Source organism: Streptomyces sp. NPDC057424, from assembly GCF_042803315.1.
Lineage (GTDB): Bacteria > Actinomycetota > Actinomycetes > Streptomycetales > Streptomycetaceae > Streptomyces.
In genome coordinates, this window is the sequence record NZ_JBHVCP010000034.1 from 52,765 (window position 1) to 75,859 (window position 23,095).

At 72.3% G+C, this 23,095-nt stretch carries 22 protein-coding genes and 1 pseudogene; 10 read left to right on the plus strand and 13 right to left on the minus strand.

What is annotated here, in order from left to right:
* Positions 1-6 precede the first annotated feature (6 nt).
* The 4 genes from ACFU3E_RS24785 (at position 7) to ACFU3E_RS24800 (ending at position 3,939) form a co-directional block, all read left to right on the plus strand.
* Positions 7-681: an urease accessory protein UreF gene (locus ACFU3E_RS24785; protein ID WP_384162161.1), complete on the plus strand. Its 675-nt coding sequence runs from the start codon at positions 7-9 to the stop codon at positions 679-681.
* A 79-nt stretch (positions 682-760) separates the two neighbouring features.
* A complete protein-coding gene (ureG, locus tag ACFU3E_RS24790; RefSeq protein ID WP_384162164.1) occupies positions 761-1,438 on the plus strand; it encodes an urease accessory protein UreG in 678 nt (225 codons plus the stop codon).
* On the plus strand, positions 1,426-2,208 hold the full coding sequence (locus ACFU3E_RS24795) for an urease accessory protein UreD (RefSeq protein ID WP_384162167.1): 783 nt from the start codon (positions 1,426-1,428) through the stop codon (positions 2,206-2,208). The genes ureG and ACFU3E_RS24795 overlap by 13 nt, the downstream gene beginning before the upstream one ends.
* 129 nt (positions 2,209-2,337) lie before the next feature.
* A complete protein-coding gene (locus ACFU3E_RS24800; RefSeq protein ID WP_384162170.1) occupies positions 2,338-3,939 on the plus strand; it encodes an alpha/beta hydrolase in 1,602 nt (533 codons plus the stop codon).
* A gap of 83 nt (positions 3,940-4,022) precedes the next feature.
* Here ACFU3E_RS24800 and ACFU3E_RS24805 read toward each other — a convergent pair.
* Positions 4,023-4,157 (minus strand): annotated as a pseudogene (locus tag ACFU3E_RS24805) (NAD(P)-dependent oxidoreductase); the annotation flags it as partial.
* A 71-nt stretch (positions 4,158-4,228) separates the two neighbouring features.
* Positions 4,229-4,948 carry a lysophospholipid acyltransferase family protein gene (locus ACFU3E_RS24810; RefSeq protein WP_384162172.1) on the minus strand — a complete coding sequence of 240 codons (720 nt, stop codon included), beginning with the start codon at positions 4,946-4,948 and terminating at the stop codon, positions 4,229-4,231.
* A 353-nt stretch (positions 4,949-5,301) separates the two neighbouring features.
* Here ACFU3E_RS24810 and ACFU3E_RS24815 point away from each other — a divergent pair, with 353 nt between their 5' ends.
* Positions 5,302-5,757 (plus strand): RpiB/LacA/LacB family sugar-phosphate isomerase, encoded by a 456-nt coding sequence (locus ACFU3E_RS24815; protein WP_384162175.1) that lies wholly within the window; start codon positions 5,302-5,304, stop codon positions 5,755-5,757.
* A 15-nt stretch (positions 5,758-5,772) separates the two neighbouring features.
* Here the strand turns inward: ACFU3E_RS24815 and ACFU3E_RS24820 are convergent, their stop codons facing one another.
* From ACFU3E_RS24820 to ACFU3E_RS24840, 5 genes are all read right to left on the minus strand, one after another.
* Positions 5,773-7,011: a PP2C family protein-serine/threonine phosphatase gene (locus tag ACFU3E_RS24820; RefSeq protein ID WP_384162178.1), complete on the minus strand. Its 1,239-nt coding sequence runs from the start codon at positions 7,009-7,011 to the stop codon at positions 5,773-5,775.
* 66 nt (positions 7,012-7,077) lie between these two features.
* A complete protein-coding gene (locus tag ACFU3E_RS24825; protein WP_384162181.1) occupies positions 7,078-9,537 on the minus strand; it encodes a SpoIIE family protein phosphatase in 2,460 nt (819 codons plus the stop codon).
* Positions 9,538-10,084: 547 nt separating this feature from the next.
* Positions 10,085-11,338, minus strand: coding sequence for an ornithine--oxo-acid transaminase (gene rocD / locus ACFU3E_RS24830; RefSeq protein ID WP_384162184.1), 1,254 nt, complete (start codon positions 11,336-11,338; stop codon positions 10,085-10,087).
* The gene (ddaH, locus tag ACFU3E_RS24835; protein ID WP_384162187.1) at positions 11,335-12,156 is read right to left on the minus strand and encodes a dimethylargininase; all 822 of its coding nucleotides are present in this window, start codon (positions 12,154-12,156) and stop codon (positions 11,335-11,337) included. The genes rocD and ddaH overlap by 4 nt, the downstream gene beginning before the upstream one ends.
* A 126-nt stretch (positions 12,157-12,282) precedes the next feature.
* Entirely contained in the window at positions 12,283-12,798 is a 516-nt protein-coding gene (locus ACFU3E_RS24840; RefSeq protein ID WP_248508333.1) for an Lrp/AsnC family transcriptional regulator, read from the minus strand.
* 124 nt (positions 12,799-12,922) lie between these two features.
* Between ACFU3E_RS24840 and ACFU3E_RS24845 the strand changes: the two genes are divergently transcribed.
* Genes ACFU3E_RS24845 through ACFU3E_RS24860 form a run of 4 tightly spaced genes read left to right on the plus strand, consistent with a single transcriptional unit; the run spans position 12,923 to position 17,010 of the window.
* Positions 12,923-13,672 carry a LytR/AlgR family response regulator transcription factor gene (locus tag ACFU3E_RS24845; RefSeq protein ID WP_384162190.1) on the plus strand — a complete coding sequence of 250 codons (750 nt, stop codon included), beginning with the start codon at positions 12,923-12,925 and terminating at the stop codon, positions 13,670-13,672.
* A gap of 2 nt (positions 13,673-13,674) precedes the next feature.
* Entirely contained in the window at positions 13,675-14,073 is a 399-nt protein-coding gene (locus tag ACFU3E_RS24850) for a hypothetical protein (protein WP_384162258.1), read from the plus strand.
* 10 nt (positions 14,074-14,083) lie between these two features.
* Positions 14,084-15,799: a cation acetate symporter gene (locus tag ACFU3E_RS24855; protein WP_384162193.1), complete on the plus strand. Its 1,716-nt coding sequence runs from the start codon at positions 14,084-14,086 to the stop codon at positions 15,797-15,799.
* A complete protein-coding gene (locus ACFU3E_RS24860; protein WP_384162195.1) occupies positions 15,796-17,010 on the plus strand; it encodes a sensor histidine kinase in 1,215 nt (404 codons plus the stop codon). Before ACFU3E_RS24855 ends, ACFU3E_RS24860 begins: the two co-directional genes overlap by 4 nt.
* Positions 17,011-17,014: 4 nt before the next feature.
* Here ACFU3E_RS24860 and ACFU3E_RS24865 read toward each other — a convergent pair whose 3' ends face one another.
* From ACFU3E_RS24865 to ACFU3E_RS24885, 5 genes are all read right to left on the minus strand, one after another.
* Positions 17,015-17,194, minus strand: coding sequence for a hypothetical protein (locus ACFU3E_RS24865; RefSeq protein WP_031137100.1), 180 nt, complete (start codon positions 17,192-17,194; stop codon positions 17,015-17,017).
* Positions 17,195-17,274: 80 nt separating this feature from the next.
* The gene (locus tag ACFU3E_RS24870) at positions 17,275-18,225 is read right to left on the minus strand and encodes a cytochrome c oxidase assembly protein (protein WP_384162199.1); all 951 of its coding nucleotides are present in this window, start codon (positions 18,223-18,225) and stop codon (positions 17,275-17,277) included.
* A gap of 176 nt (positions 18,226-18,401) precedes the next feature.
* Positions 18,402-19,427 carry a 6-phosphofructokinase gene (locus tag ACFU3E_RS24875; RefSeq protein ID WP_384162202.1) on the minus strand — a complete coding sequence of 342 codons (1,026 nt, stop codon included), beginning with the start codon at positions 19,425-19,427 and terminating at the stop codon, positions 18,402-18,404.
* Between the two features lie 202 nt (positions 19,428-19,629).
* Entirely contained in the window at positions 19,630-20,358 is a 729-nt protein-coding gene (locus tag ACFU3E_RS24880) for a type 1 glutamine amidotransferase (RefSeq protein ID WP_384162204.1), read from the minus strand.
* A 23-nt stretch (positions 20,359-20,381) separates the two neighbouring features.
* Positions 20,382-21,620, minus strand: a complete 1,239-nt coding sequence (locus ACFU3E_RS24885; RefSeq protein ID WP_384162207.1) for a MurT ligase domain-containing protein — start codon at positions 21,618-21,620, stop codon at positions 20,382-20,384.
* Positions 21,621-21,778: 158 nt separating this feature from the next.
* Here ACFU3E_RS24885 and def point away from each other — a divergent pair, with 158 nt between their 5' ends.
* Entirely contained in the window at positions 21,779-22,324 is a 546-nt protein-coding gene (gene def, locus ACFU3E_RS24890; RefSeq protein WP_384162209.1) for a peptide deformylase, read from the plus strand.
* 17 nt (positions 22,325-22,341) lie between these two features.
* On the opposite strand, the gene ACFU3E_RS24895 is transcribed toward def, so the two are convergent.
* Positions 22,342-22,986: a TetR family transcriptional regulator gene (locus tag ACFU3E_RS24895; protein WP_384162211.1), complete on the minus strand. Its 645-nt coding sequence runs from the start codon at positions 22,984-22,986 to the stop codon at positions 22,342-22,344.
* Positions 22,987-23,095 lie beyond the last annotated feature (109 nt).

Below are 23,095 nucleotides of genomic sequence, written 5' to 3' on the forward strand. Positions count from 1 at the left end.
GGTCTGATGTCGCGTGCAGCGCTTCTCGTCCTGGCCGACGGGCGGTTTCCCGCCGGGGGGCATGCGCACTCCGGCGGCGCCGAGGCGGCGGTCAAGGCCGGGCGGATCAGCGGGGCGGCGAGCCTGGGGGAGTTCTGCCGGGGCCGGTTGCAGACGGCGGGGCTGGTGGCGGCGGGGCTGTCCGCGGCGGCGGCGCTCGGGATCGATCCCGTCGCGCTGGACCGTGCCGCGGACGCGCGCACCCCGTCGCCGGCGTTGCGGGTCGCCGCCCGCAAGCTGGGGCGGCAGCTGCTGCGGGCCGCCCGGGCGACCTGGCCGTCCGCCGAACTGGACGCGCTCGGCAGGGAGTTCCCCAAGGGAGCGCATCAGCCGGTGGTACTGGGGCTGGCGGCCCGGGCGGCGGGGCTTGGGCCGGTGGACGCGGCGTACTGCGCGGCGTACGAGAGCGTGAGCGGGCCCGCGTCGGCGACCGTGCGGCTGCTGAGCCTCGATCCGTTCGACGCGACGGGGGTGCTGGCCCGGCTGGCGCCGGAGGTGGACCGGGTCGTGGACCGGGCGGTGGAGGCGGCCCGGAAGGTGGTCGACGAGGGGGTCGACGCCCTGCCGGCGGGGTCGGCACCGTTGCTGGAGATCGGGGCGGAGGCCCATGCGGGGTGGGCCGTGCGGCTGTTCGCCTCATAGACGGCCTCGGGCCCCTCCACCCCCACTCCCACCCGCACCCGCACCCGAACCCGCGGACAACAACGTAGGAGTCGCTCCCATGCACCTCGACCACACCCACCGCGGCCCCGCCGCCGTCAGCGCCGACGCTCTGCGCCCCGACGGCCGTCGCCGTGCCCTGCGCATCGGGCTCGGTGGCCCCGTGGGGTCCGGGAAGACCGCCACTGTCGCCGCGCTCTGCCGGGCGCTGCGGGACGAGCTGTCGCTCGCCGTCGTCACCAACGACATCTACACACGGGAGGACGCAGAGTTCCTGCTCCGCGAGGCCGTGCTGCCGCCGGAACGGATCACCGCAGTGGAGACGGGCGCCTGCCCGCACACCGCGATCCGGGACGACATCTCCGCGAACCTGGAGGCGGTGGAGGATCTGGAGGACGCGGTCGGGCCGCTGGACCTGGTGCTCGTGGAGTCCGGTGGGGACAACCTCACCGCGACCTTCTCCAAAGGGCTCGTCGACGCGCAGATCTTCGTGATCGACGTGGCCGGGGGAGACGACATCCCGCGCAAGGGCGGGCCGGGCGTGACCACCGCCGATCTGCTCGTCGTCAACAAGACCGACCTCGCCCCGTACGTCGGCTCCGACCTCGCCCGGATGGCCGCCGATGCCAAGGCGCAGCGTGCCGAACTGCCTGTCGTCTTCCAGTCGTTGCGGAGCGAGGCCGGGGTGGCGGACGTCGCCGCGTGGGTGCGTGCGCAGCTCGCCGCGTGGACGGCCTGAGCGTGAGGGCCGGCGCCGGGGTGCGGTCCGTCGCGCGGATCGTCGCCCGTGACGACGGGCGCGGCGGGACCTCGCTGCCCGTGCTGGAGAGCGACGGACCCCTGGCGCTGCGGCGCACCCGGGCCGTCGGCCCCGAGGCGCGGGTCATGCTGGTCGGCGCGATGAGCGGGCCGCTCGGCGGTGACCACTTCACGGTCGAGGGCCGGGTGGAGCAGGGAGCACGGCTGTCCGTCGGCTCGGCCGCCGCCACCATCGCGCTGCCCGGGCAGGCGAAGGGCGACGCCCGTTACGACGTCCGGCTCAGCGTCGCCGATCATGGCGAACTGCACTGGCTGCCCGAGCAGTTGATCTCCGCCCACGGCAGTGACCTGTCTGTCACCACCCGGGTCGAGGTCGCCGCCACCGCCCGGCTCGTGCTGCGCGAGGAGCAGGTGCTCGGGCGCGTCGGTGAGGAACCCGGGCGGCTCACCAGCCGTCTGACCCTGCGGGTCGCCGGGCAGGTCGTGCTCGACCAGGAACTGGCCTGCGGGCCCGGCGCGCCGGGCGGCTGGGACGGGCCGGCCGTGCTGGCGGGGCATCGGGTGGTCGGCCAACTGGTCGTCGTACGGCCGGAGTTCGCCGCCGAGCCGGTGGCGGCCCAGGTGCTGGGGGAGGGGGCCTCGGTGGTGCCGCTCGTTGGGCCCGCCGCGCTGGTGACGGCGGTGGCGCCGGACGCCCTCCGGCTGCGACGGCTGCTCGACGAGGCCCTCGCGTCACTCCCGCGGACGTAGGCGTCCGTAAAGCAGAACGACCTCTCCGTTTATCGGATTGGCAAAGAAGGGCGTCCGGCACTGTTGTCAGGGACCCCACAACCGAAAGGATCCCCGTACTGATCGCAACGAGGTACGGGGAGGTCCCCCTTGAGGGGTTCGAGACCGAAGACGCGGGTGACGGCGCTGGGTTCGGCCGGCGCGCTCGTCACGGCCACGCTGATAGCCGGTGCCGTCGCGGCGCCCACGGCGAACGCGAGCGCGGGCGGCGGCCACGGCCAGAATCGGGAGGCCCGGGGCACCGCGATCGCCGCAGCCCGGGCCGCGAAGGCCGGTATCGACTGGCAGGACTGCCCCGCCGACTGGAACCTGGTCAAGCCGATCCAGTGCGGGTACGTCACCGTGCCGCTCGACTACGCCAAGCCCTACGGCAAGCAGATCAAGCTCGCCGTCGACCGCATCGGCAACACGGGAACGAAGGCCGAGCGGCAGGGCGCACTCGTCTACAACCCCGGCGGCCCCGGCGGCTCCGGACTGCGCTTCCCGGCCCGGGTCACCAGCAAGAACGCCGTCTGGGCCAACGTGGCCAAGGCCTATGACTTCGTGGGCTTCGACCCGCGCGGGGTCGGCAAGTCCACGCCCATCTCCTGCGTCGACCCGCAGGAGTTCGTCAAGGCACCCAAGGCCGACCCGGTGCCCGGCTCCGAGGCCGACAAGCTCGCCCAGCGCAAGCTGGCCCGCGAGTACGCCGAGGGCTGCCAGGAGCGCAGCGGCGCGATGCTGCCGCACATGACCACGCCGAACACCGCGCGCGACCTCGACGTCATCCGCGCCGCCCTCGGCGAGAAGAAGCTCAACTTCCTCGGTGTCTCCTACGGCACCTACCTGGGCGCCGTCTACGGCACCCTCTTCCCGGGCCACGTGCGCCGCATGGTCGTCGACAGCGTCGTCAACCCCTCCCGGGACAAGATCTGGTACCAGGCCAACCTGGACCAGGACGTCGCGTTCGAGGGCCGCTGGAAGGACTGGCAGGACTGGGTCGCCCAGAACGACGCGACCTACCACCTCGGCACCACCCGTGCCGCCGTCCAGGCCAAGTGGCTCGAGCTGCGCGCCACCGCGAAGAAGAACCCCATCGGCGGGGTCGTCGGCCCGGCCGAGCTCATCTCCTTCTTCCAGAGCGCCCCGTACTACGACTCCGCGTGGGCGCCGGTCGCGTCGGTCTTCGGCAAGTACGTCGCCGGCGACACCCAGGCGCTCGTCGACGCCGCCGCCCCCGACCTGTCCGACACCGCGGGCAACGCGGCCTCGGAGAACGGCAACGCCGTCTACACGGCCGTGGAGTGCGCCGACGCCAAGTGGCCCACCAGTTGGCGTACCTGGGACCGGGACAACACCCGGCTGCACCGGGACCACCCCTTCATGACCTGGGCCAACGCCTGGATGAACCTGCCGTGCGCCACCTGGCCGGCCAAGCAGCGGACGCCGGTGGACGTCAAGACCGGCAAGGGCCTGCCCGGCGTGCTCATCGTCCAGTCCGAGCGGGACGCGGCCACCCCGTACGAGGGCGCCGTGGAGCTGCACAAGCGGTTCAAGGGCTCCCGCCTGATCACGGAGAAGGACGCGGGCTCCCACGGCGTCACCGGCCTGGTCAACCCGTGCATCAACCCCCGGGTGGACAGCTACCTGCTCACCGGCAGGCTGGACGGCGCCGACGTGACGTGCGCGCCGCACGCCACGCCGAAGCCGTAGCCGTCGTCCGTGCGGTGGTGAGGGGCGGCCGGGACACCGGCCGCCCCTTCCTCATGCCTGCCGGGCCGCGAACCAGGCGTCCTCCGCCGCGTCCGCACCTCGCCGGGCCAGTTCTCGTCCCGGCCGCCGCCGCGCGACGCGGCCGTCACCTCCCAGCCGTCCCGCGCCAGCGCCTCCACCGCCGGCCGCCCTGTCTGCCCGCCCGCCCCGATCACCACAGCACGTCCCATGCCGCGACCGTAGATCGCGGAAGGCCGGCCGGGAAACCGGCTTCTGCCGACGGCAGGGCTCAACGCAGGGGAATGCGGCGGAACTTGCGCTCCTTCGTGGCGGCGGCCTCCTCGGCCTTCACCACGGCCGCGTACTGGTCGACGTACTCCTGCTCGGACAGGGAGAGGATCGCGTACATGATCTCGTCGGTGACGGCGCGCAGGATGGCCTTCTCGTTCTCCATGCCCTCGTAGCGGGAGAAGTCGAGGGGCTCGCCGAAGCGGATCACGACGGGGTGGATGTTGGGGATCACCTTGCCGGGCGGCTGGGCCTCGAACGTACCGATCATCGCGCAGGGGATCACCGGGACGCCGGCCTTGAGCGCCATCACCGCCACCCCGACCTTGCCCTTGTAGAGCCGGCCGTCGTGCGAGCGGGTGCCCTCGGGGTAGATGCCGAGCAGCTCGTCCTTGCTCAGTACGCCGAGGCCCTCGCGGATCGCTGCCTGGCCCGCGTCCTTGCCGGAGCGGTCGACCGGGATCTGCCCCGCACTGCGGAAGAAGAACGCCGTCAGACGGCCCTTGATGCCGGGGCCCGTGAAGTACTCGGCCTTGGCCAGGAAGGTGATGCGCCGCTTGAGGATCGCGGGCATCAGGAAGTGGTCCGAGAACGACAGGTGGTTGCCGGCGATGATGGCGGCGCCCTCCGGGGGAACGTGCTCCAGGCCCTCGATCCGAGGCCGGAAGACCAGTCTGAGCAGCGGGCCCAGTAGCACGTATTTCAACAGGTAGTAGAACAAAGCGGGCGCTCCTCGACTCTCGCGGTGGACTCAACCGCCGCGTTCCAGCAGGTCAACCGGCATGTCGTGGGGTGCCAGTGTAGGTGCAGGCACGGCCACCGGGCACCTCGTGCGGGCGGACCGCACAGATCCTTCGCCAATTGACTGATGGTCAGTCAGGCGGGCGTGTCCGGTGGTGCTCATGCGGCTGGGGAGGACCGCGGGACCAGCGTGTTGCGCCGCCCGGGCGACCGGCAAGCCGAACGGCCGGCCTGGCGCGATAGCGGGGGTGCGTGGCGGGCCGGTGGCCCTTGCGGGCGGACGGCTGCTGTGTGCCGGTGGCCCCGGCCGCCCCGCCGAGTAACCTGCCAGGCATGCGGATCTCTGTTTCCTCGGACATGGACGAACCCGTCGCCCGCTCCCTCGTGGCCGCCCTGCGCGAGCGGGGGCACGAGGTGCGTCCGCACGGCGCGCTGCGCCCGGACGACGACCCGCAGTGGGCGGTGTGCTCCGAGGCCGCGGCCCGCGAGGTCGCCGAGGGTACGGCCGACCAGGCGGTGGTGTGCTGCTGGACCGGCACGGGCGCCTCGATCGCCGCGAACAAGGTGCCCGGCGTACGGGCCGCCCTGTGCACGGACGCCTACACGGCCGACGGGGCCCGCCGCTGGAACGACGCCAACGTGCTCGCGCTCAGCCTGCGGCTGACGTCGGAACCGCTGCTGACGGAGATCCTCGACGCGTGGTTCGCCGGCGAGCCCAGCGTGGATGCCGAGGACCGGCAGAACGTCGACCGCGTCCGGCTGCTCGACCACGGCAAGACCCGTATGTAGGTCACCGGCCGCCGTTCACAGGCGCACGATGATCAGCGCGGTGTCGTCGGTGGCGCCACCGGGCGGCAGCAACTCCAGAAGAACGGTGTCGGCGAGGGCCTCGGGGTCCTGGTCCCGATGGTCGCGCAGGGCGTCGGCGAGCCGTGCCAGGCCCGTGTCGATGTCCTCGCGGCGTCGTTCGATCAGGCCGTCGGTGTAGAGCACGAGCGTGGCGCCCGCCGTGAACGTGGTCTCGGCCTGAGGCCTCGGGATCGGGTCCGGGCGGGCGTCGAGCGGTGTGTCCGTGGCCTGATCGAGGAACTCCGTACGGCCGTCGGGGTGGACGAGCACGGGCGGGGGATGGCCGGCGCTGCTGTACGTGATGATGTGGCGGTCGCAGTCGATGAAGGTCGTCACGGCGGTCGCCGACTCGGCCCCGTCGATCACGTGGGCGTAGCGCCCCAGCACGTCCAGGGCCTGAGCCGGACCCGCGGCGACCCGGGAGGCCGCGCTGAGCGCACTGCGCAGCTGGCCCATCACACCCGCGGCCTCCAGCCCGTGCCCGACCACGTCGCCCACGGCCACACCGATCCGGTCGCCGCCCACCAGATCGACCAGGTCGTACCAGTCCCCGCACACGTTGAGCGCGCCCACGGCGGGCCGGTACCGGACGGCGGCCGGGTGGTTGCCCACCTGCCGGGGTGCGGGCAGCATCGCCTCCTGCAACGCCAGTGCCACCTCCCGCTCCCGGGCGTGCGCCTGGCGCAGCCGCTCGTTGAGCTCCTGCAGCTCCCGGGCGCGGGTGTACAGCTCGGCCTCCAGCGCCCTGGCCCGGCCGCCCCGGTGTCCCGCAGAGCCGCCCCGGGCCCGGATCAGCTCCGTGACCTCCTCCACCCGGTGCAGGAGCAGCACGACCTTGCCGTCCGGGCCGAGCAGCGGCGCGTTCACCGGGCTCCAGTAGCGCTCCTGCCACTCGCCGGGCCGCTCCGGGTCCTCGATGTCATAGCGCTGCAGGGCCATGGTGTCGCGCTCCCCGGTGGCCAGGACGCGGTAGAGCGAGGCCTCCAGGTTGCGCGTGCCCGTGGCGGCCGGGTCGTTCGGGTTGTCCGGAAAGACGTCGAACAGGTACTTGCCGATCAGCTGCTCGCGCGAGCGACCCGAGACACGGGCGAACTCCTCGTTGACGTCCGCGTACACGAGCTCGGGTGTCAGAAGCGCCACCATGCCGGGCAGGGCCTTGAAGACCTCGCCGTAGTCGATCGCCGTCTCCGCCATGGCTGCCGCCTCATCGCTGCCGGGATCACACCAGTTTCCCACGGTATGGGCGAACCTCAACCGGCTTCATTCCGGGAGGTCCGTCAGGGCCTGCTCGGCCCAGATGATCTTCCCGTCGGGGACGAACCGTGTGCCCCACCGCTGCGTGAGCTGGGAGACCAGCAGAAGACCGCGCCCGCCCTCGTCCGTCGTCCGGGGATGACGCAGATGGGGCGCGGTGGCACCGCCGTCGAGAACCTCGCAGACCAGGGCACGCTCCCGGATCAGCCGGAGCCGGATGGACCCCGTGGCGTACCGGATGGCGTTGGTGACCAGCTCGCTGACCACCAGCTCCGTGGTGAAGGCCAGCTCCTCCAGGCCCCAGTGCGCCAGCTGCCGGGTCGCGGTGCGGCGGGCGTCGGCTACCACGGCCGGGTCCGACGGCAGGTCCCAGGCCGCGACCTGCCCGGTGCCGAGACGTTTCGTCCGGGCCATCAGCAGGGCCACGTCGTCGTACGGGCGGGCCGGGACCAGCGCGTCCACCACGGACCGGCAGTACGACTCGAGCGGACCCGCCCGCTCCAGCGCCCGGCGCAAACGCTCCCGGCCCGCGTCGACGGCCCAGGTCTCGCCCCGGGCCAGCAGCCCGTCGGTGTGCAGCGCCAGCGTGCTGCCCTCCGCCAGGGTCAGCTCGACCGCCTCGAAGGGCGGGCCGCCCACGCCGAGCGGCGGTCCCTGCGGCAGATCGACGAACACGACCGAGCGGTCGGGCAGTACCACGGCCGGGGCGGGATGCCCCGCCGCGGCCATCGCGCACCCGCCGTCGACCGGGTCGTAGACGACGTACAGGCACCCGGAGCCCACGCCCTGCGTCCCCGCGGAGCCCACCGCGCCGGGCTCCGCACCCTCCTCCCGCGCCGACCGCGCCACCAGGTCGTCGAGGTGCGCCAGCACCTCCTCGGGCGGCAGATCCAGAGCCGCCAGGGTCCGTACGGCGGTCCGCAGCTGACCCATGGCCGCGGCGGCGTCGATGCCGTGCCCGGGCACCTCGCCCACGACCAGCGCGACACGCGCCCCGGACAGCGGGATGAGGTCGTACCAGTCGCCGCCGAGACCGGTCAGCTCATCAGCCGGCCGGTAGCACGCGGCCACCTCGACGGCGTCCTGCTCGGGCAGCCGGTTGGGGAGCAGACTGCGCTGCAGGACGAGCGCGGCGTTCCGCTCGCGGGTGTAGCGGCGGGCGTTGTCCACGCAGACGGCCGCGCGGGCGACGAGGTCCTCGGCGAGCCGCAGGTCCTCCTCGTCGAAGGACTCCCGGTGGTGGCGCCGGTAGAACGTCGTGATGCCCAGGGTGGTGCCGCGCGCGCTGATCGGTACGGTCATCACGCTGTGCAGGCCCAGCTCCCGGAACGTGGCCCGGCGGCCGCTCGGGGTGTCCGTGGTCCAGTCCCGTGTCAGCGGGTCGAGCCATTCCTCGCGCCAGGACCGTCCCGTGGCCAGGCAGCGGAAGGGCGGCGTCCCGGCCCGGAAGGCCACCACCTCACCGATCTCGATGACGGCGTCCGCGAGGTCGCCCTGAACGCAGCGGTAGCCGGCCCGGCGCAGCTCCACCGGCTCCTTTGAGTCCGCGAGCGGCCCGGGAGCCGGCTCGGCGCCCCGCAGCACCGACTCCAGCAGGTCCACGGTGACGAAGTCGGCCAGCCCCGGCACGGCCACGTCTGCCAGCTCCTGCGCGGTGCGTGTGAGGTCCAGGCTGCGGCCGATGCTCTCGCCGGCCCGGTCGAGCAGTGCCAGCCGCTGCCGCGCGCGGTGCCGCTCGGTCATGTCGACGACGGTGTAGTACACGCCGATCGGGCAGCCCCGGTCGTCCTCGAGCCGGGTGAACGACAGCATGTGCGCCGTCTCGCGCAAGGGGGCCGAGCGTACGTGGCCCACGTGCTCGTAGCCGACCACCGCCTCGCCGGTCTCCAGCACGTGCCGCATCTGGGCCTCGACCGCCTGGGCGTCCATGCCCGGCTGGACGTCCGCGAAGCGCAGACCGAGCCGTCGCGCCGCCGGGCCGCCGCCGAACTGCTCCAGAGCGGCGTTCGACCACACGAAGCGCAGGTCCGTGTCCACGATCGCGATACCCACCGGGGCGCCCGCCGCCATCTGTTCCAGGACGGTGCGGCTCATGTCCCAGCCAGGGGCGCCGGCCAGCTCCGACAGGAGCATCAGCCAGCGCGAGCCGCCGTGTGCCTCCTCTGCCGGGGCGATCCGGGCCATGACCCTGACGGACTGCCCGTCCCGGCGGCGGGCCGTCAGCAGCCCCGTCCAGCCGCCGTCCCTACGGCACCGCTCGACCAGGTCCGGCACGCGCTGCGCGTCCTCGGCGACCAGCAGGTCGGCCAGCTTCCTGCCGACCGCCTCGGCAGCCGGGTACGCCAACAGCCGCCGGGCACCGCTGGTCCAGCCCGTCACCACGCCCTGTGGATCGAGCAACAGGGGCGCAGCGTCGGCCACATCGAACCGCTGCCGGGCAACGCCGTACATCTCGTCTGTGCCCACGGCCGACCTCTCTGTCGCTGAGAGTGGTCTACCACCTCTTCCCCCAATCTTCACCCTTCCGGCGACGGGGAGCGGCTTGTGCAGGGCCGGCCGGGGCGACGGGGGGCGGTCGGGGCGGCGTTCCACTCGCGGGGAGAAGGGCGGTGGTCGACGGGTCCGGGCGCACCGTGCCGGTTCCGCTTGCAGGGGAGAGCGAGCGGGCCGACGCGGGACGGCGGCGGCCTGGCGTGCGTGGGTGGAACGGCCGTCCCGCCCGAGCGGGGAGGGGCCTGCCCGGTCCAGGCCGAGCAGGCCCCCGGGGAATTCGCGGGCAGAGACGCCGATCGGCGCAGGAGCGCCGCCGTTCTGCTTGCGCGGGAGGGCCGGTCCGGACCGGCCCGGCCCGAGCGCGGCCCCCTGGAGCGCCGTCGCGCGGAGAAGGAGCGGTCCGCCCGTGCCGAGCCTCGGCCTCGGGTCGCCGTGTCGAGCCGGGTTCCCGTGTCGAGCCTCGGCCCCGGGCCGCCGTGCCCGGCCTTCGCTCCGGCCCCCGTGCCCTCAGCCCCCTTCCTTACCGCAGCGCCTTCTCCAGTGCCCCGAGCGCATTCGTCAGCTCCTCGCCCGTGATGGTGAGCGGTGGGGCCAGGCGGATCGTGGAGCCGTGGGTGTCCTTCGCCAGGACTCCCTCCCTCATGAGGCGTTCGCTGATCTCGCGGCCGGTGCCGAGCGCGGGGTCGATGTCGACGCCCGCCCACAGGCCGCGCGACCGGAAGCCCACGACACCCTTGCCGACCAGTCCCGTCAGACCGTCACGCAGGATCACGCCCAGCTCGGCCGCCCGGCGCTGGAACTCGCCCGTCTCCAGCAGCTCCACCACCGCCGTACCGACCGCCGCCGCCAGCGGATTGCCGCCGAACGTGGAGCCGTGCTCGCCCGGGTGCAGTACCCCGAGCACCTCCCGGCGCCCGACCACCGCCGACACCGGCACGATGCCGCCGCCCAGCGCCTTGCCCAGCAGCAGCACGTCCGGCACCACCGGCTCGTGCTCGACCGCCAGCGTGCGGCCCGTGCGGCCGAGCCCGGACTGGATCTCGTCCGCGATGAACAGGCATCCCGTGCGGCGGGTCAGCTCCCGCACCCCGGCCAGATAGCCGTCATCGGGGATGATCACCCCTGCCTCACCCTGGATCGGCTCGATCAGCACCGCGGCCGTCGTCTCGTCGACCGCCGCCTCCATCGCGGCCAGGTCGTTGTACGGCACCACCCGGAAACCCGGTGTGAAGGGCCCGAAGCCCGCCCGGGCCGTCTCGTCCGTGGAGAAGCTGACGATCGTCGTCGTACGGCCGTGGAAGTTGTCCGCCGCGACCACGATCGTCGCCCGGCCGGCCGGCACGCCCTTGACGTCGTAGGCCCACTTGCGGGCCACCTTCACCCCGCTTTCCACCGCTTCCGCGCCGGTGTTCATGGGCAGCACCATGTCCATGCTGGTCAGCGCGGCCAGCCGCTCCGCGAACTCGGCGAGCCGGTCGTTGTGGAAGGCGCGCGAGGTGAGCGTCAGCCGGTCCAGCTGACGGTGTGCCGCCTCGATCAGCGCCGGGTGCCGGTGGCCGAAGTTGAGGGCCGAGTAGCCGGCGAGCATGTCGAGGTAGCGGCGCCCCTCGACGTCCTCCACCCAGGTGCCCTCCGCACGGGCGACGACCACCGGCAGCGGGTGGTAGTTGTGCGCGAGGACCGGCTCCTCCGCGCGGATCAGCTCCTGTGAGCCACGGGTCTCCCGCGAGCCACGGGCCCCCTGGGAGTCCTCGGTGCGGACGGGTGCGGTCATGAGCGGATCTCCCGGATCTCCTGGGTGCAGCACTTGATGCCGCCCCCGGCCTTCTGGAACTCGGACAGGTCGACGGGGACGGGGACGTAGCCGCGGCCGGCCAGTTGTCCGGCCAGGCCCGTCGCCCCCGGTGAGATGAACACGTGGCGCCCGTCGGAGACGGAGTTGAGCCCGAACGCCATCGCGTCCTCGCGGGTGGCGAGCACCGCGTCCGGGTAGAGCCGGGCCAGCACCTCACGGCTGCCCGGCGAGAACGCCTCGGGGTAGTAGGCGATGGTCTCCTCGTCGAGGACGAACAGCGCCGTGTCCAGGTGGTAGATGTACGGATCCACCAGCGTCAGGCTGATCACCGGCGTCCCGAAGTACTCCTGCACCTCGCTGTGGGCCTCCCGGGTCGTTCGGAAGCCCGTCCCGGCCAGGATCCAGCGGCCGGCCGGCACCAGGTCGCCCTCGCCCTCACAGACCGACTCGGGGTGGTACACGTCGAAGCCCTCCGTCTTGAACCACGCCTCGAAGGGCACGGACTCGGGACGGCGCTCGGGCGCGTGGAAGAGCGAGCCGAAGACGCGGCCGTCGACGACGACCGCCGCGTTCGCGGCGAAAACCATGTCGGGCAGGCCGGGAACGGGTTTCACGATGTCCACGGTATGGCCGTGGGCACGGTAGGTGTCGACCAGCGCCTGCCACTGGTCCAGGGCGCGGATGACGTCGACGGGTTCGTCGGGATGCATCCACGGGTTGATCGCGTACTGCACGGCGAAATGTCTGGGTTCGCAGACGAGGTAGCGCCGCCGGCGCGGCACACGGGAGTCGGGCACAGAGGGGTCCCTCCGCTTCCTCACGTTCTGTGACAGGTGGTTGACACAACGGTAGGAACTGACGGAGGTGCCCGACAAGAAACAATGGTTGCGCGTTCACGCAGGAACGCTGCGTCTTCCGGCCGCTCAGCGCACGTCTGCTGCGCCGCCCGGGACCCCCTCCGGGGCCGGCTGACTCGCCCCCGCCTCCGGGCTCTCCGGCAGCAGATGGGACAGCACCATCACGCTGATCGTCTTCCGGATGAACGGCTCCTGCCGGATCCGCTCCAGAACCTCCTCGAAGTGCTCCACGTCCCGCGCCCGCACATGCAGCAGCGCGTCCGCGCCGCCGGTCACGGTCATCGCCGCGGCGATCTCCGGGTAGTCGCGCACGACCTCGGCCAGCCGCCGCGGCGGGGCGGCGCCCTCGCAGTACACCTCGACGTAGGCCTCCGTGCGCCAGCCCAGCGCCGACGGCTTCACCGTCGCGGAGAACCCGGTGATCACGCCCGTCTCGCGCAACCGGTCGACCCGCCGCTTGACCGCCGTGGCCGACAGCCCGATCGCCGTGCCGATCTCGGCGAACGACGTCCTGGCGTTCGCCATCAACGCGGTGATGATCTTCCGGTCGAGTTCGTCGAACGGCGTGGACCTGCTGTTCATGCGGGCACTGTATCCACCGGCACCCCGGCCCGCGCCCGGCCCGGCGCGGGCACCGTGTCCAACGCGCGGACGTCCGCCCCCGGCACATGTCCAGACGTACCGATCACCCCTACACTCCGGGTTCATGCTGCGCGCCCTGGCTGTCGACGACGAACGCCCCTCCCTGGAGGAGCTGCTCTACCTGCTGCATGCCGACCCCCGCATCGGCAGCGCGGAGGGCGCCGGCGACGCGACCGAGGCGTTGCGCCGCATGAACCGCGCCCTGGAGTCCGGCCCTGGCGGACCCGAGGCCATCGACGTCGTCTTCCTCGACATCCACATGCCGGGCCTCGACGGGCTCGACCTGGCCCGGCTGCTCACCGGGTTCGCCCGGCCCCCGCTCGTCGTGTTCGTCACCGCCCACGAGGACTTCGCCGTGCAGGCCTTCGACCTCAAGGCCGTCGACTACGTCCTCAAGCCGGTCCGCAAGGAGCGGCTCGCCGAGGCCGTCCGCCGGGCCGCCGAGCTGCGCGGCGCCGCCCCGCGCATACCCGTGCACGAACCCGACCCGGACCACATACCCGTCGAACTCGGCGGCGTGACCCGCTTCGTCGCCGTCGACGACATCACCCACGTCGAGGCCCAGGGCGACTACGCCCGCCTGCACACCATCAAGGGCAGCCACCTGGTGCGCATCCCGCTCTCCACCCTGGAGGAGCGCTGGCGCACCCGCGGCTTCGTCCGCATCCACCGCCGCCACCTCGTCGCCCTGCGCCACGTCGGCGAACTCCGCCTCGACGCGGGTACCGTCAGCGTCCTCGTCGGCTCCGAGGAACTCCAGGTCAGCCGGCGCCACACGCGCGAACTGCGCGACCTGCTCATGAGGAGGCCGTGACGGTGCCCCAGGACCACACCGAACGCCGCGTCGTCGTCACCGGCCCGCCCCGGCAGACCGTCCCCCACGCTCGACTTCGCTCGCGCGGGCGGTACCCCCAGGCCTCCTCCGGTTACTACCGCCCGCGCACCGAGATCGACGAGCAGACCACCCTCGGCCACACCTACGTCCGCTCCCTCATGCGCACCCAACTGCGCGCCGCCCTCACCGTGTTCGCGATCCTCGGCCTGCTCGTCGGCCCGCTCCCGCTGCTCTTCGCGGCGATGCCGGACGCCCGCCGCCTGGAGTGGGCCGTCCTCGGCTTCGGCCTCTACGCCCCCCTGGTCCTGCTCGCCCGCTGGTACGTCCGCCGCGCCGAGCGCAACGAACGCGACTTCGTACGCCTCGTCGAAGACCGCTGACTCCCGACCGATGAACTCCAGCTACGCCATCCCCGCCGTCGCCCTCGTCGTCGTCGCGACGGTCCTGGTCGGTGCCTTCGGCCTGCGCATCTCCCGTACCACCTCCGACTTCTACGTCGCCTCCCGCACCGTCGGCCCCCGCCTCAACGCCGCCGCCATCAGCGGCGAGTACCTCTCCGCCGCCTCTTTCCTGGGCATAGCGGGACTCGTCCTGGTCCAGGGCCCCGACATGCTCTGGTACCCCGTCGGCTACACCGCCGGCTACCTGGTCCTGTTGCTCTTCGTCGCCGCCCCGCTGCGCCGCTCCGGCGCCTACACGCTCCCCGACTTCGCCGAGGCCCGCCTCGCCTCCCAGGCCGTGCGGCGGCTGGCCGGTGCCTTCGTCGTCGGTGTCGGCTGGCTGTACCTGCTGCCCCAGCTCCAGGGCGCGGGACTGACCCTGACCGTGCTGACCGGGGCGCCCGACTGGCTCGGCGGAATGATCGTCGCCGTCGTCGTGACCGCCATCGTCGCCGCCGGCGGCATGCGCAGCATCACCTTCGTGCAGGCCTTCCAGTACTGGCTGAAACTCACCGCTCTGCTCGTCCCCGCCCTGTTCCTGGTCCTCACCTGGCAGAGCGACGGAGCACCCCGGCACGCCTTCGACGAACCCGCCACCTTCCGCGACCAGCGCGTCGTCCGAGTCGACGACAGCATCGACCTCACCCTCGACCGGCCCCTGAGCGTCACGGTGACCGGCACCGTCGACGGCCGGACGCACGCCGGTACCCGCGTCGAACTCCCCGCCGGCACCCACCGCATCGACCGCGGCACCAGCCTCACCTTCGCCGCGGGCGCCCCCGTCCCCCGGGCCGAGCGCAGCGGCGGCGGCGACCTGTCCCCGTCGCAGGCCGAGAGCCGCGAGGAACGCCCGCTGTACGCCACGTACGGGCTGATCCTCGCCACCTTCCTCGGCACCATGGGCCTGCCGCACGTCGTCGTCCGCTTCTACACCAGCCCGCACGGCGTCGCCGCCCGCCGCACCACCGTCGCGGTCCTCGGCCTGATCGGCGCCTTCTACCTGCTGCCACCCGTCTACGGCGCCCTCGGCCGCCTCTACGCCCCCGAGCTCACCCTCACCGGCGACCCGGACGCCGCCGTGCTCCTGCTGCCCGACCGCGTGATCGGGGGAGTGGGCGGCGACCTGCTGGGCGCCCTGGTCGCCGGGGGCGCCTTCGCCGCGTTCCTGTCCACGGCCTCGGGCCTGACCATGGCGGTCGCGGGCGTCCTCACCCAGGACGTCCTGCCGTCCCGGGGCGTACGCCACTTCCGGCTCGGGACGGTCCTCGCCGTGGCCGCGCCCCTCGCGGCGAGTGTCCTGGTCGGCGGGCTGCCGGTCGCCGACGCCGTGGGGCTCGCCTTCGCCGTCTCGGCGTCCTCGTTCTGCCCGCTGCTCGTCCTCGGCATCTGGTGGCGGCGGCTGACCCCGCCCGGCGCCGCCGCCGGGATGCTGGTCGGCGGCGGCTCCGCCCTGCTCGCCGTCGCCGCGACCATGGCGGGCTACCCGGGCGACGGCGCCGGCCTGCACGCCCTGCTCGCCTGGCCCGCGCTGTGGTCGGTGCCCCTGGGCTTCCTCACCATGATCTCGGTGTCCCTGGCCACCCCCGGCCGGGTCCCGCCCGGCACCGCGGCGGTCCTGGCCCGGTTCCACCTGCCAGAGGAACTGCGTACGGAGGTGACGGCATGAGCGGGTTCCTGGCAGGCCTGTGCGTCGCCGTGCTCCCGGTGCTCGCCCTGGGGGTCTGGCTCGGCCGGCGCACCTCACGGGCCGACAGCCTCGCCGGTCTCGGCACACCCGTCGAGCACGCCACCTTCGAAACCCTGCACACGGCGTCGCTCGCCGCGCCCCCGCTCCGCTCCGGCCTGACGGAGGAGACAGCCCGCAAGTCCGCCCGCAAACTGCGCTCCCTGCTCGGCACGGACGCCCTCTGCCTGACCGACCGCAAGCAGGTCCTGGTCTGGGACGGCGAGGGCGCCCACCACCGCACGGAGATCATGGAACGCCTCGCGGGCCCCCTGGAGACCGGCCGCGGCGAGGCCTTCCGGCTCACCTGCGACAGCCTGGACTGCTCGGTGCGCTGGGCGGTCGTCGCTCCGCTCACCGTCGACGACCGGGTGCACGGCGCCCTGGTCGCCTGCGCGCCCCGCGAGTCGGCGGTGCTCGTCCGGGCCGCCGGCGAGGTCGCCCGCTGGGTCTCGGTCCAACTGGAACTGGCCGACCTCGACCAGTCCCGCACCCGCCTCATCGAAGCCGAGATCAAGGCCCTGCGGGCCCAGATCTCCCCGCACTTCATCTTCAACTCGCTCGCGGTCATCGCCTCTTTCGTCCGCACCGACCCCGAGCGCGCCCGTGAGCTGCTCCTCGAATTCGCCGACTTCACCCGCTACTCGTTCCGCCGGCACGGCGATTTCACCACGCTCGCCGAGGAGCTCCACGCCATCGACCACTACCTGGCGCTCGTGCGGGCACGCTTCGGCGACCGCCTCTCCGTCACCCTTCAGATAGCCCCGGAGGTGCTGCCGGTGACCCTGCCGTTCCTGTGCCTGCAGCCGCTCGTGGAGAACGCCGTCAAGCACGGCCTGGAGGGCAAGGCCGTACCCTCGGGCAAATGCCACATCCAGATCACCGCCCAGGACGCGGGCGCCGAGGCCCTCGTCGTCATCGAGGACGACGGCGCCGGCATGGACCCCGGCCTGCTCCGCCGCATCCTCGCCCGCGAGGTCAGCCCCTCGGGCGGCATCGGCCTCTCCAACGTCGACGACCGGCTCCGCCAGGTCTACGGCGACGACCACGGCCTCGTCATCGAGACGGCCACGGGCGCGGGCATGAAGATCACCGTCCGGCTCCCGAAGTACCAGCCGGGTGTGCACTGGGCGGGCCGGCTGCCCCGGGAGTGAGCCCTCAGGTGCTGCGCGTGGTGACCACCATCCCCAGGGTGATCAAACCCAGGACGACCCAGCCGAACCACAGCCAGCCGTTGCTCCCGAGCGCCACCGTGTAGGCCGTCACCACGACCAGCCCGCCTACGGTGAGCACTCCCATGGTCTTCGTCGAGTTGGAACCGTTCGTGGAACCGGGCATCGCAACACCCTCCTCATGGTTCGGTCCCTCCATGGTGCCCGGCGGGCGCCCGGCGCGCACGGCCCGTACGGAAGAGGTCTTCAGCGCCCCTGCGCGTTCAGCGAGGCCAGATAGGCGTTGTACGCCTCGAGTTCCTTGCCCCCGTCACGGTCGGCGGCCCGGTCCTCGCGCTTGGCCTGCCGCCGGTCCGAGGCGTGCCACTGGAACAGCAGGGCCACCAGCACCAGCACGGAGGGGATCTCGCTGAACGCCCAGGCGATGCCGCCCGCCGTGTTCTGGTCCGAGAGTGCCTCGATGCCGAGCGAGGCGGGCGGGTTCTTGAACGTCTCGACCATCGGCTCGGACGCCATCATCAGCGCGATCCCGAAGAACGCGTGGAACGGCATGCCCGCGAACAGCTCCAGCATCCGCATCAGGTAGCCCGGGCGGTGCGGGCCCGGGTCCACACCCATGATCGGCCAGAAGAACACCAGGCCGACGGCGAGGAAGTGCACCATCATCGCGATGTGACCCGCCTTGGAGCCCATCAGGGTGTCGAAGATCGGCGTGAAGTACAGCCCGTACAGGCTCGCGATGAACAGCGGGATCGTGAACGCCGGGTGCGTGATGATCCGCAGGTACCGGCTGTGCAGGAACATCAGCAGCAGCTCACGCGGCCCCCTGCGGCCACGCCCCGCGGTGGGCAGAGCCCGCAGCGTCAGCGTGATCGGCGCCCCGAGCAGGATGAGGATGGGGGACACCATGCTGATGACCATGTGCTGCACCATGTGCACGCTGAACATGACCATGCCGTAGTCGTTCAGCTGGGTGCACATCATGAACATGATGCTCAGCACGCCCAGGGCGTAGGCGACCGTCCGCCCCACAGGCCACTTGTCCCCGCGCCGGACGAGCCGCACGACCCCCCACCCGTACAGGGCGAGCCCGGCCAGACAGGCGACGAGGAAGAACGGGTCCGCCGACCACTCGAGACCTCGCCCCAGCGTGAACGGCGGCAGATCCATGGTCATGCCGTGCCCGCTGTGATCCATTCCGCCGGCTCCTGATTCGTGGGGGTGTGCAGCCATCTGTCCGCCCCAAGAGTAGAACCGCCCCCGGTCGCACGAGCGACCGGGGGCAAGGTTGGGGGCGGGGCTGTACCGTCACGGCTCCGCCGCATGGGCGCGATCAGCCGCACACCACCCGCAGCCGGCCGACCACGGCCGTCTCAGAGCACGCACTCCGCCTCGTCGTACCGATCCTCCGGCACGGTCTTCAGCTTCTCCACGGCCTCGGCGAGCGGCACCATCACGATGTCGGTGCCCCGCAGCGCGGTCATCTGCCCGAACTCACCCCGGTGCACGGCTTCCACCGCATGCCACCCGAACCGCGTGGCCAGCACCCGGTCGTAGGCGGTCGGCGTACCGCCCCGCTGCACGTGCCCGAGGATCACCGGCCGGGCTTCCTTCCCGAGCCGCCCCTCCAGCTCCACGGACAGCTGCCGGGCGATTCCGGCGAACCGCTCGTGCCCGTAGATGTCCTTGCCGCCCTCGTCGAACTCCATGGTCCCGGCGCGGGGCTTCGCCCCCTCCGCCGCCACCACGATCGCGAAGCGCTTGCCTGCCTCGAACCGCTCGCCGACGCGGCGGGTCAGCTCCTCTATGTCGAAGGGCCGCTCGGGCACGACGATGGCGTGCGCGCCGGCCGCCATGCCGGAGTGCAGTGCGATCCAGCCGGTGTGCCGGCCCATGACCTCGACCACCAGCACCCGCTGGTGGGACTCGGCGGTGGTCTTCAGCCGGTCCAGGGCTTCGGTCGCCACCCCCACGGCCGTGTCGAAGCCGAATGTGACGTCCGTGACCGCGATGTCGTTGTCGATGGTCTTCGGCACACCCACGACGGGCAGACCGCTGTCCGACATCAGCCGCGCGGCCTTGAGGGTGCCCTCGCCGCCGATCGGGATGATCGCGTCGAGGCCGAGCTCCTCGACATGGCCCCTGGCCCGCTCCACGCCGTCCCGCAGATGGGAGGGCTGGACGCGGGAGGACCCGAGAATCGTGCCGCCGCGGGCGAGGATGCCACCCACCGCGTCGAGGTCGAGCTTGAGGTAGTCGCACTCCAGGAGGCCCTTCCAGCCGTCCCGGAAGCCGATGACCTCGTCGCCGTGGTCGACGACGGCGCGGTGCACGACGGACCGGATGACGGCGTTCAGGCCGGGGCAGTCGCCGCCGGACGTGAGGACACCAATGCGCATAGCCCGAATACCTTCTCCACGTGGGCCGGGGACCGGACCACGTTGTCCGGCTGGAATCCCCGCCACCCTAGCGGCATCGAGGGGCCGGACCGAAGCACGCGTCCGCCTGCTGGACGACCCCGCTCACCTGTGCGGATGTGCCGTCAGACGGGCTGTTGACCAGCAGGTTGACGCGTACCTCGGGCACGCTGCGGCATTCTGCCTACGCGGGCTGCTGAGCAGCCGCGATGCGCTCGCTGCGGAGTTCCTCGTACCAGCGGTCGTCGGTCGGCGGCAGCGCGTTGACGTCAAGGGCCAGCTTCAGCAGCAGGTCCGCGATCAACGGGTTGCGCGCGAGCACCGGCCCGTGCATGTACGTGCCGAAGACGGTGTCGTTGTACGCGCCCTCCGTGCCGTCGCCCGTGCCGTTGCCGTTGCCGAAGCGCACCTGGGCGAGCGGGCGGGCGGTGGGGCCGAGGTGGGTGACGCCCTGATGGTTCTCGAACCCGGTCAGCGGGGGCAGGCCGAGGCGCGCGTCGATGTCGCCCAGCACGTCACCGACGCACCGCGCTCCCTCGCCGCGCACCGACACCACGTCCAGCAGCCCGAGGCCGGGCTCGCGCTGGCCGAGGTCGTTGATGAACTCGTGGCCGAGGATCTGGTAGCCGGCGCACACGGAGAACACGATGGCGCCGTTCTCCACGGCCCGGGTCAGTCCGCCGTCCCGGCGCAGCCGCTCGGCGGCGAGCCGCTGCGGCCGGTCCTCACCGCCGCCGATCAGGTAGATGTCGCCGGAGGTCGGGATCGGCTGGTCGCTGCGCACGTCCAGCCGGGCCACGTCCAGGCCGCGCTGCTGGGCCCGGCGTTCGACGACGAGGACATTGCCCTGGTCGCCGTAGGTGCTGAGCAGGTCCGGATAGATCCAGACGACCCGCAGTTGGTTGTCGCTCACAAAAGTCCCCTGACGTCTCGTGCTCAGTTGCCGACCCGGCGGCGCAGGTCCTGGAACGCCGTGTAGTTGGCGATGACCTCGATCCGGCCCGGCGGGCACGCCTGCACGGCCTGGTCGAGGTTCTCGTAGACCTGGAAGCGCTGGTCGGCGACCTCCAGGCGCACCGCCAGGTCCAGGCGCCGGTCACCGACGACGCAGATCGGGTGGCCGGTCAGACGCGAGTAGTCGACGTCCCACAGCCAGGAGGTGTCGGTGCCGTCGGCGGAGCGCGCGTTCACCGACAGGATGACCGGGGCGGGGGGCGGGTCGATCAGGGAGAACGTCTCCAGCCAGCCGGCCGGGTTCTTCGCGAGCAGCAGCCGCAGGTCACGGCCCTGGAACTGGACGACGTCGTACCGCCCGGCCACCGCCTGCACCTGGTACATGCGCTCCAGCGCGACCTGAGGAGGCACCCCGAACACGGCGGCGACGGCGGCCGAGGAGGCGGCGTTGGCCTTGTTGGCGCGGCCGGGCAGCTGGAGGTGGATCGGCCAGGCCGAGCCGTGCGGGTCGAGCACATGGTCGCCGGAGAGCGCCCAGCTCGGAGTCGGACGGCGGAAGCCGCACTCGCCGCAGAACCAGTCGTCGCCCGGGCGCTGCATCACGCCACCGCACGACGGGCAGGACCAGGCGTCGTCCTTCCACATCTGCCCCGCCGCGACCCAGATCACATTGGGGGAGGACGACGCCGCCCACACCACCAGCGGGTCGTCGCAGTTGGCCACGACCACGGCCTTGGAACCCGCGAGCCCCTCCCGCCAGTTCTCGGCGAGCATGCGGGTCTCGGCGGCACGGTCGAGCTGGTCGCGCGAGAGGTTGAGCAGCGCGATGCACTTCGGGGCGGTGTCCCGGGCGACGCCGGCGAGGTACTTCTCGTCGACCTCGATGACGCCGTAGCGCGCGTCCGAGCTGCCCGCGAGCGCCGAGGTGATGCCGGCCGGCATGTTGGCGCCGAGCGCGTTGGAGACGACCGGTCCCGCCGCGCGCAGCGCCTCGGCGATGAGCCGGGTGGTGGTGGTCTTGCCGTTCGTCGCGGAGACCAGGATCACGTCCAGGTGCTGGGCGAGCCGGGCGAGGAGGTCGGGGTCGAGTTTGAGTGCGACCCGGCCGCCGATCACCGAACCGCTGCCGCGCCCTGCGGCGCGAGATGCCGCCGCGACCGCCTTGCCCGCGGTCACGGCCAGCTTGGCCCGCGGCGAGAGCGGGTCCGAGTTGCCTGCCATCAGTTCTCGATCCTCCTTGCGTACGCGCCGCGCCCTGAAGCCTGACGGCCACGTGGTGTGGGCCTCAGCCTATCGAGATCCATTCGCACTACCGAACCGCGGCACTGTGGTGAACTCGTGTGGGAGGCGCGGACCGACAGGACCTTACTCTTGCCGCCATGCGACAGAGCCCCATCCCCGGCGCCCACGGCCGCGTGAGACCACTCACCCTGCACGGCGATCCGATCCTGCACACGCCCTGCGCGGAGGTCACCGCCTTCGGTCCCGAACTGGCCTGTCTCGTCGAGGACTTGTTCGCGACCATGTACGCCGCCCAGGGTGTCGGCCTCGCCGCGAACCAGGTCGGCGAGCCGCTGCGGGTCTTCGTCTACGACTGCCCGGACGACGAGGACGTCCGCCATGTGGGCCATGTGATCAACCCCCGCCTGACCGAAAAGGACGGCGTGGTGGTCCGGGGCCCGGAGGGCTGCCTGTCCCTGCCGGGCCTGGAAGCGGGCACGGAGCGCCACGACCACGCGGTCGTCGAGGGCTTCACGGCGACCGGGGATCCCGTCACGGTGCACGGCACGGGGTTCTTCGCCCGCTGCCTGCAACACGAGTGCGACCACCTGGAAGGCCGGATCTACGCCGACCACCTGAGCGGCTGGCGCCACCGCAGGCTGATGCGGCAGGTGGCGAGGTCTTCCTGGCACCGGGACGGGTAGTCCAGGAGCCCCGACGGTCAGAAGCCCGGACCCCCCACCCGATCTCCCGCAGCCGCAAGCCGACCCCACAGCAGATCGGCCAGACTCCTCACCAACTCCGCACGAGAGCAAGGTCGTTCGCCCAGCCACCAGTCCCCGGCCGCATGCATCATCCCGACGATGCCGTGCCCCCACACCCGCGCCAGCCGCTGCCCGCCCGGCCCGAGATCCAGCCGCTCCTCGATGACCTGGGCGAGCTCCTCGCCCATCCGTCGCAGCAACGGTGCACTGTGCTTGCCGACGTCGAACCCCTGATCCCCCGGCTGGCTCCCCTCCGCCGGATGCATCAGGAACCGGTACACCTGCGGCCGCGCCTCGATCGCTGCGAGGTACGTGTCCAACGTCGCCTCGACCCGCTCCCGTCGGTCCGCCGGCGCGTCCAACGCCGCCCGCAGTGAGTCCAGCAGCGCATCGGTGTGCCGCATGGCAAGGGCCGCGTAAAGTCCGCCCTTGTCGCCGAAGTGCCGGTAGAGAATGGGTTTGGTGATGCCGGCTTCCGCCGCGATCGCGTTCATCGAGGCCTGCGGGCCGTCGCGCAGCACCACTCGGTCGGCGGCCTCCAGCAGCTCACGCCGACGGCGGTCGGCGGACCGTTGCTGATCGGTCCGCTGCGTGGTGTCCATGATCTCTCCCCACCCGTGCTGTTTCGATGACGCCTGCGCAAACTAACACTGAAGCATGCTCAGGACACCGAAAGGGTGCCGACCGGTCGGTAGGAGTTGACTTCGACTA

Excerpts from the sequence above, each read along its gene's own strand:
- ACFU3E_RS24785 (WP_384162161.1), top strand. The coding sequence starts at position 7 with ATGTCGCGTGCAGCGCTTCTCGTCCTGGCCGACGGGCGGTTTCCCGCC.
- ureG (WP_384162164.1), top strand. The coding sequence starts at position 761 with ATGCACCTCGACCACACCCACCGCGGCCCCGCCGCCGTCAGCGCCGAC.
- ACFU3E_RS24815 (WP_384162175.1), top strand. The coding sequence starts at position 5,302 with ATGCGGATCTCTGTTTCCTCGGACATGGACGAACCCGTCGCCCGCTCC.
- ACFU3E_RS24820 (WP_384162178.1), bottom strand. The coding sequence starts at position 7,011 with ATGGCGGAGACGGCGATCGACTACGGCGAGGTCTTCAAGGCCCTGCCC.
- rocD (WP_384162184.1), bottom strand. The coding sequence starts at position 11,338 with ATGACCGCACCCGTCCGCACCGAGGACTCCCAGGGGGCCCGTGGCTCG.
- ACFU3E_RS24840 (WP_248508333.1), bottom strand. The coding sequence starts at position 12,798 with ATGAACAGCAGGTCCACGCCGTTCGACGAACTCGACCGGAAGATCATC.
- ACFU3E_RS24845 (WP_384162190.1), top strand. The coding sequence starts at position 12,923 with ATGCTGCGCGCCCTGGCTGTCGACGACGAACGCCCCTCCCTGGAGGAG.
- ACFU3E_RS24855 (WP_384162193.1), top strand. The coding sequence starts at position 14,084 with ATGAACTCCAGCTACGCCATCCCCGCCGTCGCCCTCGTCGTCGTCGCG.
- ACFU3E_RS24860 (WP_384162195.1), top strand. The coding sequence starts at position 15,796 with ATGAGCGGGTTCCTGGCAGGCCTGTGCGTCGCCGTGCTCCCGGTGCTC.
- ACFU3E_RS24865 (WP_031137100.1), bottom strand. The coding sequence starts at position 17,194 with ATGCCCGGTTCCACGAACGGTTCCAACTCGACGAAGACCATGGGAGTG.
- ACFU3E_RS24870 (WP_384162199.1), bottom strand. The coding sequence starts at position 18,225 with ATGGATCACAGCGGGCACGGCATGACCATGGATCTGCCGCCGTTCACG.
- ACFU3E_RS24875 (WP_384162202.1), bottom strand. The coding sequence starts at position 19,427 with ATGCGCATTGGTGTCCTCACGTCCGGCGGCGACTGCCCCGGCCTGAAC.
- ACFU3E_RS24885 (WP_384162207.1), bottom strand. The coding sequence starts at position 21,620 with ATGGCAGGCAACTCGGACCCGCTCTCGCCGCGGGCCAAGCTGGCCGTG.
- def (WP_384162209.1), top strand. The coding sequence starts at position 21,779 with ATGCGACAGAGCCCCATCCCCGGCGCCCACGGCCGCGTGAGACCACTC.
- ACFU3E_RS24895 (WP_384162211.1), bottom strand. The coding sequence starts at position 22,986 with ATGGACACCACGCAGCGGACCGATCAGCAACGGTCCGCCGACCGCCGT.